This window comes from Pseudomonas fluorescens, from assembly GCF_018614655.1.
GTDB lineage: Bacteria > Pseudomonadota > Gammaproteobacteria > Pseudomonadales > Pseudomonadaceae > Aquipseudomonas > Aquipseudomonas fluorescens_BX.
Genome location: NZ_JAGGOG010000041.1, coordinates 1 through 11,698, shown reverse-complemented (window position 1 = coordinate 11,698; position 11,698 = coordinate 1). Strand labels below are relative to the sequence as shown.

Below are 11,698 nucleotides of genomic sequence, written 5' to 3'. Positions count from 1 at the left end.
ACTTCTAACTCAGGACACTAGGCCGTTCCCACAATGACGCGATGTGTTTACACGACTGCGCCCCCAGTCAGACGCGCGCTATCGTCGAAAATCAATCCGAAAAGGTCACGGTAGGGATGGCATTTGCCTGCCCCCCGTATAGATCCGTACATGCGGAACTACCGCATACGGCTCCTGCCTCGGGTATGTAATGACTGCGAAACGCTGACCCAGGCCCCCGTTCCGGCACAGATCATCGATAAAGGCATCCCGACTGCCGGGTTACTTGCCCACGTCATGATCGCGAAGTTTGCCGACCATCTGCCTCTTTATCGTCAGGAATCGATTTTCGGTCGTGCCGGCTTGACGATTCCACGTTCAACATTGGCTCAATGGGTTGGCGTTACTGGGGTGCAGTTGTATCCGTCCGGCGAAGTCATCTACGACAATCATCTCGCCACGGGCATGCCGTTGGCGCCACTGCCTTACCCATAGATCCAGCACGTAGTGAAGATAGATATTCGCCAACAACGGCGAGATCACTGCCCCTTGGGGACTTCCCTTGGTCGCAGCCACCCTACGGCCATCCTCCATAACCTCCGCCTGAAGCCATTTGCAGATAAGTCCGAGCAGGCGTCGGTCTGCAATCCGGTGTCCTAGAAACATCAGCATCCATCCATGGTCGATCTCATCAAAGAACGACGTGATATCCGCATCCTATATCCAGTTCTCCTTCTGGCCCTTGAGCGCGACTGTTAACGCATCCAGCGCATCGTGCTGGCTGCGCGCCGGCCAAAACCCATACGAGAATCCGAGGAAGTCCTCTTCATAGATCGCATGCAGAACAGTAACAACTGCCTACTGCACGATCTTGTCCTCCAGAGAGGCAATACCCAGCGGACGCAGCCTGCCGTCGGCTTTGGGGAGATAGACCCGTCGTGACGGCGTTGCCCGATAGGCTCCACTGTGGAGTCCTGCGTGCAACTTGCTCACCCGCTGGAGAAGACCTTGCTCGTATTCTCGCCACGACATGCCGTCCACGCCCACCGCTGCATCGCGACGCAGGGCATAGAAGCTCTGCGCCAATAACTGCGGTGTGTGTGATGCAGCAATGCCGTGAACTGCATGCCCTTGTTCCTTCGGGCTGCTTCACGTACACCTTCAAGTCCCATCGACGCGCAGCTGATCCGGCTCAGTGTCCGAGGCGCGGGGGGCCTGTCGGTATTCCCCTTGGCTACGTCCCTTTCCTCCACTATCTCCGCCGGGCCAGGCCCTTTGTTCGATGGCTTCTCAGGTACTACGGACGTATCCGACTTCTCAGCGACGTGGACAACAGGATTACGGCTTTTGGTCTTTCCTGCTCCGCCCGGTGCTTGCGCACCGGGCACCGCTGAGATCTCCCAATTTCTGTGCGAAGGACTTCCCGACGTGCACAGGATCTCCGACCGCGCAGGATCAGAGCATGACTGGCGTAAAACGCCATGCTCCGTGTTGCCTTCTGCTTCGCTTAACAGCATCGGCATCCCGGACTTGTGATTTCGCGGCTCAATGGCTGGCCCATCGTTTTCCCCTGTCAACGCTTCACCCTGCACTTCAAAGTGCAACATGCATGACTCGGGGTCTGGTTGATTCGCCATTTCTTTCCAGTATCGAACTTTCATCGACTAGCCTCCGCCAGCTTTAACTGGCGCACTAACCATCCGGTCAGCCCCCACTCCTTACCGTTCTCCAAATTAGCCAATATAGTGGACACCAAATTTAGGTGAACTCCATCGCCCTAAGCGATGGCATCTGGAAGGTGTGTTGCCCGGACAGTTACTCTGGATCAGCAAGTTGCCGATTTTGTTCAGCAAAAGCGTCAGCGACCACCATGCCTGGGCACCCGAAAGCTGCATTACTTGCTGCATTGCCAACCTCGACCTGAGCTGCAAGTAGGTCGAGATCGGTTGTTTTCAATTCTGCGCGAAAGGCGTTTGTGGGTGGCAGGTAAACGCGCTTACCACAAGACGACCGACAGCCATCATCGCTTTCGTCGTCATCCAAACCTGCTCAAAGCAGGTCCAGATCAAGTCGCTCCAAGCGGCCCTGTGTAAGTCTGGGTAGCTGATATCACCTACCTTCCCACTCAGGAAGGTGTGGCTTATCTGAGCCTGGTGACCGATGCCTTTTCGCGAAAGATCGTGGGCTAACACGTCCATGAAAGCTTGCACACCGAATCAGTAGCGCAGGCGCTACGCCGGGCGGTGAAACAGCGCCGGACGGAACAGCCTCTGGCTCATCACTCGGACAGAGGCAGCCAGTATTGCTCGGGTATGTACCAGGACCTGCATGCGAAACACGACATCAGGTGTTCTATGACGGACGGCTATGACTGCTACCAAAACGCCTTGGCAGTGCGGATCAACGGGATATTGAAAACGGAGCTTTTGCTCCAGCGACCACAGGACTTGATGCAGGCGAAAAAGATGGTGAGTGAGTCGATCTCGATCTACAACCGCGAGCATCCACACCTGTCTTTGAAATACAAAACGCCCGATGCGATGCATCGGGCGCTGGAGCCGCACAAAGGGACACAAGCCAAAAGGACGGGTAAGTGTAGCGGCTCGCGTTTCAAAACACGCGGGCTCGCATTCAGCGCAATTCTTGGCTCACATTACCTGCAACCAGCCAGAGCTGTTGGCTCACATTAATTGCAAATGAGCTTGCACTCGACGGCGTGGGCTCGCATTGCATTTAGACGGACTCACGCTATCTGCAACTGACCAGCGGCACTGTCGCCCATTCGGCCCTTTATGGGAGCTTACAGAATTCGGTAAAATCGTACTAAGGCGAGTCAACAGCTATAGAAGCCCAGGGCATATTAATTTTTCGTTCCATTGCTCCCCACCGGTCACTCGCAGATAATCTGAATTGAAAATTACACGGATTGTGAGCCCGGCGTTTCAAACCCTAACCGCTATACCTAGTGTGGCAGTTGCTGCAGCACCTCATTGGTAAAATAAGGTTCGTCCTCTACCCAGAAGATATAATTCAGCCCGAGGTAGTTACTGGAAAACTCGATAATGTCGGTAACCGTGTTTTTCTTTCCTGTCTTGGGGTTGATCTGGCGCAAGTTGCCCTCCTGAACTGCCATCCCTTTCACTAAAGTATCCGGATATGCCTTGAGTAATCCGTACGTTTGCGCCATATGGCTTTTACGGTAGGGCATCAGGTCAGGTCCCCCTATTCCCATTTTCAGCTTCTTCGCTTCGGCGAATAAACTACGCATATAGCCTTTATCCTGCCATGGTAGCCACTCACCCGGCAGAAAATTCAGGTACACCATGGGGGTCGACTTCCTGAAAGCACGACTCAGCGCCTGCATGTTTGAGTTGATCGCACCCACATACTCATTTGGATCAAAATCCGTTGGAAAGACGGTCGTACCGTCTGGCTGCTCGACGCCAATTTCGATAGAGCTCTCGCTAAAATTTATTCCTTCGACTTGTCCATCCAGCTCCTTCCCCAATACAGTAATCAGCTTTTGAAAGCGGTCACGCACCGGCTTCTCCCACATTTTTGCTGACCAACCGTATTCATCGTCAGTCTCAGGTTTGTTAGGATCGCGTTCCGGAGCCGATAGCATGCTCTGTTTCAGAACGCCTCCCTTGTAGATGGGATCCCGCAACAGGTAGTCCGGCACGTTTTTTACATTTGGCAGGAAGGATTTTTCCTGAAGTTGTATCCAGAGCTTCTTATCAATAGAACTCAAATAGGCTATGTCCTGCTTGATTTCGGAGAAATTGTATTGGTCTTTGGCTGGCTCTAAGCTACGCCAAGTATAAACAATTTGCGCCCCGCTAAACCTTGGATCGGACAAAGCCTTGTCCTCCCTGATATTCCAACCGTTTGTTTCGCGGCTTGGGAAGTAAATGTAGTTTTGGGCAGGCTGGCCTGCGGCAAAAGTCGTGCTGGTTATCAGCACAACCAGAGTAAAAATCAATAATTTCATATGATTCACTCGGTGACTCCTTAATTCTTAGTACTATTCAGTAATAGAAATAAACCCGCGAGGGTTAACTTCTTTTTTGGACTGCTCCGTACGTAGCTGAACGGATAATCGTTCGCCAGTTGCAGTGTCCAGGCTCGCACCTCCGATCACCTCGCCCATACCCTGTTGGCGGCCGAGCACCGCCGCCAGTTGCTGGATCGCATCTGGCAGTACACCGCCCTCTCCCACAACCAATTCACCCAGCTCTATTTAAATACGATTCATCGCTACGCCGAACAGGTGCAACAACTGCCCGCCAGCGAGACGCACCATCATGCCTATCTTGGCGGCATGCTCGACCAAGGCCTAGAACTGGTCGCCTGTAGCCTGAAACTGCGCCAATCCTACCTGCTGCCCACCGGCGCCGCGCCCGAAGACCAAGCCGCCCAGACTGACGCTTGGTCGGCGGGTATTGCTTATGGCGCCCTGCTACATGACATTGGCAAGATTGCAGTAGACCTACAGGTCGAACGCCAGGATGGCGGTCTTTGGCATCCCTGGCAGGGTTCCCTGGATCAGCCCTACCGTTTTCGTTACCTCAAATGTCGCGACTACCATTTGCATGGCGCCGCCGCAGACTTGCTCTACACCCAGATTCTCGACCGCCCGATCCTGCTTTCCGTCGCTGTGGGCCAGCCTGCTGTATGTCCTGGCCGGTCAATACGAACGCGCAGGCGTACTCGGCGAGTTGGTGATTCAAGCCGACCGCGTCTCCACCGCGCAGAACATCGGTGGTAACCCGAGCAAGGCGTTAAAAGCGCCGATTCATTCGCTGCAACATCACTTGATCAGCGCACTGCGTGATCTGGTTCAGCACGAGCTGAAACTCAACCAACCGAGTGCCGTCGGCTGGTTGACTCACGACGCCCTCTGGCTGGTCAGCAAGATGGTCACGGACAAGCTGCGAGCCTATCTGCTGTCGCAGTCGATTGAGGGCATCCCCACATCCAATATCGCCGTATTCGACGAACTCCAGTCACATGGGCTGATCGAGTCCACCCCGGAAGGCAAAGCCATCGGGACGGCACTCGTTGAACAAGGAAACTGGCAGCAAAGCTTCACCTTTCTGCGAATTCAGCCGGCGCTGATCTGGGAAAATGAGGACCGCCCCCAAGCTTTTAGCGGAACGGTCAGCGTTGTAGTCGAAGACCATTCGATTAACGCTCCGGCATCACTAACAGTATCCAAGGTAGTCAGTACAGAATCGCGTCAGAGCTTTTCGCCGACAGATCCAATGGCAATAGAGGATGCTGACTACCTCGGAACGTTGCTGGATATGTTCGAATCGGCGGAACCCGAGAGCAGTGATTCACCTTCAGAAAGCGCTCTCGAAATTTCAGATCCCCCGTCGGACAACCCTGGACAGACATTCCTGAATTGGGTCAAGGAAGGCATCCTAAGCCACAAGCTGATCATCAACGACAGCAAAGCCAAGGTGCACACGGTGAACGGCTCAGTGTTTCTGGTAACGCCAGGTCTCTTCCAGCGTTACGCTCAGGAGTTTCCTGGTATCTCACAGGGTGCCGATCAAGAGATTGAAGAATGACGTTGGGTACAGAAACAGTTCGAGAAATTGAAGGTCCACAGCACGCGTGACGACGGCTTGAACATCTGGATCTGTCAGGTCGAAGGCCCTCGAAAAAAAGCAACACTCAAAGGCTACTTGCTGGAGAAACCAGAAGAGCTGTTTCAGACACTACCCTCCGACAATCCCTTCCTAACGCTTTCAAAACAAAATTTCTAACCAAACAAAGCGATTCTGCGCTGCATGTCAATGGACGATGCTCGAACCCACAAACTCATCTCTGCTCAGCAAATGTTCAGCTAGCATGAAACCAACACCGAAACAGAGACACAATGCCAGCACATGAAGATGCTGCTAAAGAAACGTTGATTGCTACGGACACCACCTTGGGATTTACCGACAAGCGCGGTCGCGCAAGGACATTTCCCGCAACACCCCGGTGGCTAACTTGGAGTCAACTATGTCGAACTCGCCGAGGTCTTCCAACGTGAGGCCCAGCATTTTCGCGCAGAGCACGTCTTCCATTACGCCTTCATCTTTGGTGGCGGCCTGAACGGCGCTGATGTATTTGCGTTTCAGACGCTTGATGGGCGTCGAGTTCAGTTACACACCGGCAGCGTTTTTGAAGGGGTACTTGAGGGTGAAGGTCAGTTTGTCGGCCACGTTCGTTGCTCCACGTTGATCCAATGATCGGTTGCTCTATGAGAGAGCCCTGAGTCTCACGCCTGGCCGTGGCGCGGTTTTTTTAATCGAGTTTGAAGAGAAGCCCCGCACGGTGGCGGGGCTTACTGAATGGCCGCAACTATGCGCTAGGTGTGTGATTTTTCGTTCAGCCTGAAAACGACTCCATCCACTTCCATTTCGACGTTGTATTGGAACACGGTGACAATGTTTTTAGCTGTGCCTGGAAGGTGATAAATATCCCAGCCACCAGTCATCCCAAGTACCGGCATTTTAAAAGGTGCTTTTGATGCTAATGACTCGCCGTACTGAGACCTTACCCACGATTGATTCATTCGACGTTGGAGTTGGTACGGCAAACTTCCTTCATAGGTGGGGTCTTCGTGAGGGACTTTATGTAAATAGATATAGAGACACTCAAGCTGCTGATCAGCTGAAAAGCTCAAATCTATGCCGGGCGCAGGTGACATAAAACCGGACTCGTCGCCCTCAAACATAACTTTGGGTGGTCCATCGGGAAGATACATTCCGGACGCGATCAATTCGCGGTAAGTCAGTCCAAGCGCCTTCACCAGGTCATCAATCATTGCTGCGTTCATATCAATACCAGCCTTGTTGCTGATGGAGGGTGTGCAGATCGGTACAGGCGGTTTCGATCTGCTGTTCGGTAAACCCTGCTCCAGAAGAAAGGGTTTGATTGCATCGAGATTGTCGTCCAGCCTGAAAACGACTCCATCCACTTCCATTTCGACGCTGTATTGGAACACGGTGACAATGTTTTTAGCTGTGCCTGGAAGGTGATAAATATCCCAGCCACCAGTCATCCCAAGTACCGGCATTTTAAAAGGTGCTTTTGATGCTAATGACTCGCCGTACTGAGACCTTACCCACGATTGATTCATTCGACGTTGGAGTTGGTACGGCAATCTTCCTTCATGTGTGGGGTCTTCGTGAGGGACTTTATGTAAATAGATATAGAGACACTCAAGCTGCTGATCAGCTGAAAAGCTCAAATCTATGCCGGGCGCAGGTGACATAAAACCGGACTCGTCGCCCTCAAACCTAACTTTGGGTGGGCCATCGGGAAGATACATTCCGGACGCGATCAATTCGCGGTAAGTCAGTCCAAGCGCCTTCACCAGGTCATCAATCATTGCTGCGTTCATATCAATACCAGCCTTGTTGCTGATGGAGGGTGTGCAGATCGGTACAGGCGGTTTCGATCTGCTGTTCAGTAAACCCTGCTCCAGAAGAAAGGGTTTGATTGCATCGAGATGGTCGTCCACTGCTGAGCGCAGGTCGGCGGCATCCTCAATCTGCTTGGCCTTCGAGTTTCTGCCGCCCTATGTCTCGCTGTACCTTTGATGTACCTCATGTGGAATGGCAATGCTTGGCACATTTCACAAAATTTCTTTTAGAAGCTTTGGAAGTATGTTTGGGTTGAGTGACAGCACATATTCTCTTAATACCCTTTGTGCTGGCATGTGATCGATATCCAGCCCAGCCCTTGTGCTTTGGCTGGAAAGGTCATTGGCGGGGCCCACTTCCCGCGGGTTGACCATCGGTTGAGCAAAGACCCGGTACAACGACTTGATTCCGCCGCCCACCGGAAAGGTGATGATGCAGTCCTCGACCTTCAACTCATCAATGGACGCGCCCTCGATCTTGCTGTCGACTCCTTCGCTGACGGGGTGGATGAAGATATTCGCCAGCTCATCGATCACACCTGGATAAGTGGATGGTGCCGTAACCGCTGCGCCATTGTTCTGGGTCCAGACGATCGTGATCGTACCGAGATGGGCCTCCATGGCGCTTTTATCGGCGTTCCATTTGGCTTTGACCACCGGCCCTGACTGGGCGCTGGTATGGATAGCGTAAACCTGGAGGGCACCCTGACTGTCGTGGCGGAACTGAAAGCGAACACGCGTGGTGGCCATACGCATGTCGTGCAATTGTTCTTCGGTGTAAAACCAACCGTCACCGAGCATGGTCGGTGCCATGGGCATTATCAGCACACGGCCTACCGGCCCATCCGCGTTTTTAAGCGCCGTCCCAGCGACGTCCAGTGACCAGACGAAACTTCTTAGAATCAGATCCCCGGCGATTTTCCCCCGTCCGACTACTGCCATTGAGGATGCCAAGACCATGGCTTTGCCGACGTTGGCGACGGGCTCGCTGACGGTACCGGCGTTGGTCGTGCCCCCGGGCGCGGTGCTGATGGATTTGGCAAAGATTTGGTCGGTACGGGGTTGGGGATCAGGCCATGGGACGTTCCGAATGTAAACCGGATCGGGTTCAGGTGCGGTACAGAAAAAACCGCCACCTCCAACTTCATGAGGTTTGTGGCTGACCAGCCCCCAATCACGGCGCCTGACCGCGCCGACATTGTCCTGATTGGTGCTGATGGCGCGGTGGGCGCGCAAGAGCTCATCGCGCCATTCAATGCTGGAGCTGTTCTGCTCCAGTAGTTTGCGTACTGTGGTTTCAGCAGCGTGCGACGATTCCCGATTGCCTGCCCCTACAGCGGAGCTTTTCATTAAACGCATACGTTCCCTCGGCGCTTTGGTCAGCCGCGAACTTACTCCGCAGACTTCGGTTCGCACCGTAGGAAACGTCTGAAAAATTAGAGGGTGGCGAGTTTGAGTGCAGTTTTTGCTAACGCTCTCAACGGTCCCGTCAGCTTCAATCCGTTGGAGCTGAGTAGGTGGATCATCAATGCCGATGGTTACAGTAAGGACAGCGGCAATGCGGCCTCATCTGGTAACGGCCGCAAGTCAATGGGGCCAGCGCCTTGCTCAGCGCGACCAGTGGCAGCTCCTACAATGCCCGCGCCCAGTCGCCTTGGCGCGTAAGCAAACCAACCAGTACCCCCATAAATCAGCATTGCAAAAGTGGGGGGACATAGATTTGTAGGGTCAAGTCCAATCCTGTGAACCAGTCTCGCAGGTCGACCACTTATATTTGTCCCTATTTATTTTTCCCTATTGCTAACACGATAAGAGAGTACCTAATGATTCCTCCACGGCTGGCTACTGTCTCTCCGATAACTCCGTCGCTACAGGCCCTTTCCCCCGTACCAACAGCGCCGGTGGATACCGCTCCAGCGCCGCGCCGCGCGCGTACCGTCCAGCCCGATGGGATCCCAGCGCCATCCTCCCGGGCAGAGCTGCAGAGCCGGCTGCGCGACGAAAACCGAAAGGTCCATGGCCTGCTGGTCGGACAGCCTGGGGCGAAGGCGATGGCTGAAGAGGTGGCCGGCACACTGAATCGTGTGTTTAACACCGACGCCCCCGCCCACCTATATCTGGATACAAAAGACGACAAGTTGGTCAGTAAGGACGGCCACACTCGCCTGGCCTCTGCCGACATTATGCGGCGGGCGCAGGGTAGCCTTGCAGACAGCGTAAGGGCCTGGTGGGCGGGGCGGGAAGACGGCAGCTCTGTGACACGCCTTGAGCAACTGCGCTCGGTCCGTGAGAATCAACTGCGGCTGCAGGTGCAGTTGGCGGTCGCCGAAGGCCGTCTGAGCAAGGCAGAGGGGATGTTGGCTGAGCGTGCGCTGAACCATCCGACACTGGCGGACCGGCAGAAGGCCTTTCCTCACGGTGCGCGCCCGGGGGTGTTCGCAGTGCATGAGAAGAAGGAAGGTGAGAACGCACCCGGCACACGGCTGGCCGGCGCATTCATCATCACTGCGCGTGACGGTACGGGAGAGTTCCGACCATCACAGGGTAACGCGGTACCGCTGGACCCGGTCTACACCGGGTCGCCGGCGATACTGTATACACCGGACCGTGGGTTTGAGCGGTTCGACGACGTGTGGAAGCTGCACGACGCGCTGGCGTCGCGCATGACGAGCGGGCCTGCGAGCACCTCGCCGGTGCGGTACCTGCCGCTGGAGGCACAGCGGAGCACCCCCGGGCGCAACTGGACGAACAACCTGTGGCGAAGTTACCAGCCGATCAACCGCCATCTGGTGCACGACAATGTGCAGTCGCTGCAGGATAAGGCGGCGCAGGATATGGCTTATGCCGCCCGGCCGGCGACCGGTAAAGTGACCAACTTGGACTCGCTGGCGTCGCGGGCAGACGAGGCTGTCGACCTGGCGCAGCGGCTGTATATAGCGTCACTGCCGGACGCGAGCGCAGACGTGACACAGGGAATGAAGGCGTTGGGCAAAGCTGTACCACGCCCTCTTCAGGTCGCGGAAAAACTGGTGAACAGCTGGCTGCACACAACCTATCTTGCCGTGGAAAGGCGTGGCCTTTCGGCACCGGATCTGACCGTGCGCGTGACGCACGCGGATGGCAGTCACGAAGACTTGTCGCTGATGGAGCTCTTCTTGCGGCGAGCCTCCACCCAGAAGGCAATACCGCCCTACAGTCCGGTGACGGGCATGCAGTTATTGGGGCCACTCGGGCCCGCGGAGTTGCCGACGGACAGCACGGCTGAACTGCAGCAACTGCTGGATGGTATGTCACCGGAGCGTTTTAAGGCAGAAGTGGAGAAAGCCTGGAGCGCCTTCTGGCAAAACCCGGCAGACTTCAGCCCTGGAGAGACGGTCAGAACCTTTCAGGGCATACAGGCCGGTGTATTCCTGCGGGCAGAGGCGGAACACCGCAGACGCAGCGGCGCGCTGAGCGATGAGGTGTACCGCGCCGTGACGAACCAGTTGGCCACGCCATTACCCGGGGTACCAGCCCGGCAACCGAGCATGTGGGACTTAGTGCACGCGGACGGCCAAAAGAAGGGCAAGCACGTACCGGGGCTATTGGTCATCACACAGGACCACGACGTGAAGAGCGATGTAACGTCCGGGGCGGTGGCGCTATGGCACCGGGGCGCGCCCCTGCGTGAGTACGACAACCTAGCGGAGATGAAAAAGGCGCTGAAGGCAGAAGGGTTTGGTGAGCTCCAGGCGCGCCACCGTCCGGGCGCGCCCAGTAGGGCCGGGATGTGGTGGTCACATGACATGCGCGAAGAGTTGGCCAACCACCTGAACAAAGTCCTGCGCGATCTGCCGCCAAAGGAGGCGGAGGCATTTCTGCAACAGCTGGATGGCGACTTTAACGATATCGTCACGGCCTACACCGCGCCACCGGCGCAGCAGCCGGTGGGACAGGCGGAACGCGAGCAGCGCATGCGAGACTACGCGGCAAACGTGAAGGGGCTTCTGGCGGACACGGAGACGGGCAGCGAGGCGGAGCGTAATGTGAAGTTTATCCGCGCACGGCCGTTGATGACGCCGGTGGGGTACTTCCGCGGTGGGCTGTCGGCAGCGGGATACGACCCGGACGAGAAGTTTACGGTCACCTACAAAACTTACGTGCACTCGCCGACCGGAAAAGCGACCCTGCACAGCGAGTCATCGCATACTTATGCCGCCTGGGAAATCGCGGCTGGGATGTCGGTGCACGACCAATCCCCCTCCGGTGGCGTCGTCAATACGGTAGACACGGAGTACGCTTCGTCAGAGGCTAAGC

5 protein-coding genes and 5 pseudogenes are annotated in these 11,698 nt (G+C 55.5%); 4 read left to right on the top strand and 6 right to left on the bottom strand.

The window, feature by feature from the left end:
- Nucleotides 1–183: 183 nt before the first annotated feature.
- Nucleotides 184–426 (top strand): annotated as a pseudogene (locus J7E41_RS27755) (IS66 family transposase); the annotation flags it as partial.
- Here the strand turns inward: J7E41_RS27755 and J7E41_RS28280 are convergent.
- Entirely contained in the window at nucleotides 358–645 is a 288-nt protein-coding gene (locus J7E41_RS28280; protein ID WP_251029729.1) for a hypothetical protein, read from the bottom strand. The pseudogene J7E41_RS27755 and the gene J7E41_RS28280 sit on opposite strands and share 69 nt — an antisense overlap.
- A gap of 1,163 nt (nucleotides 646–1,808) precedes the next feature.
- Here J7E41_RS28280 and J7E41_RS27745 point away from each other — a divergent pair.
- Nucleotides 1,809–2,531 (top strand): annotated as a pseudogene (locus tag J7E41_RS27745) (IS3 family transposase); the annotation flags it as partial.
- 410 nt (nucleotides 2,532–2,941) lie between these two features.
- On the opposite strand, the gene J7E41_RS27740 reads toward J7E41_RS27745, so the two are convergent.
- On the bottom strand, nucleotides 2,942–3,979 hold the full coding sequence (locus tag J7E41_RS27740; RefSeq protein ID WP_214997418.1) for a hypothetical protein: 1,038 nt from the start codon (nucleotides 3,977–3,979) through the stop codon (nucleotides 2,942–2,944).
- A gap of 144 nt (nucleotides 3,980–4,123) precedes the next feature.
- Between J7E41_RS27740 and mobH the strand changes: the two are divergent.
- Nucleotides 4,124–5,753: pseudogene (gene mobH / locus J7E41_RS27735) on the top strand (MobH family relaxase); the annotation flags it as partial.
- 174 nt (nucleotides 5,754–5,927) lie between these two features.
- Here the strand turns inward: mobH and J7E41_RS28385 are convergent.
- From J7E41_RS28385 to J7E41_RS27715, 4 genes and pseudogenes are all read right to left on the bottom strand, one after another.
- Nucleotides 5,928–6,059 carry a hypothetical protein gene (locus J7E41_RS28385; RefSeq protein ID WP_285229527.1) on the bottom strand — a complete coding sequence of 44 codons (132 nt, stop codon included), beginning with the start codon at nucleotides 6,057–6,059 and terminating at the stop codon, nucleotides 5,928–5,930.
- Between the two features lie 284 nt (nucleotides 6,060–6,343).
- On the bottom strand, nucleotides 6,344–6,814 hold the full coding sequence (locus J7E41_RS27725; protein ID WP_214997419.1) for a DUF6392 family protein: 471 nt from the start codon (nucleotides 6,812–6,814) through the stop codon (nucleotides 6,344–6,346).
- A gap of 135 nt (nucleotides 6,815–6,949) precedes the next feature.
- A pseudogene (locus J7E41_RS27720) lies at nucleotides 6,950–7,369 on the bottom strand (DUF6392 family protein); the annotation flags it as partial.
- Nucleotides 7,370–7,615: 246 nt separating this feature from the next.
- A complete protein-coding gene (locus J7E41_RS27715; protein ID WP_251029728.1) occupies nucleotides 7,616–8,761 on the bottom strand; it encodes an S-type pyocin domain-containing protein in 1,146 nt (381 codons plus the stop codon).
- A gap of 692 nt (nucleotides 8,762–9,453) precedes the next feature.
- Here J7E41_RS27715 and J7E41_RS27710 point away from each other — a divergent pair.
- Nucleotides 9,454–11,698, top strand: a pseudogene (locus tag J7E41_RS27710) (hypothetical protein); the annotation flags it as partial.

Coding starts and splice junctions, on each gene's coding strand:
- J7E41_RS28280 (WP_251029729.1), bottom strand. CDS start 645: ATGTTTCTAGGACACCGGATTGCAGACCGACGCCTGCTCGGACTTATC.
- J7E41_RS28385 (WP_285229527.1), bottom strand. CDS start 6,059: ATGGAAGACGTGCTCTGCGCGAAAATGCTGGGCCTCACGTTGGAAGAC.
- J7E41_RS27725 (WP_214997419.1), bottom strand. CDS start 6,814: ATGAACGCAGCAATGATTGATGACCTGGTGAAGGCGCTTGGACTGACT.
- J7E41_RS27715 (WP_251029728.1), bottom strand. CDS start 8,761: ATGCGTTTAATGAAAAGCTCCGCTGTAGGGGCAGGCAATCGGGAATCG.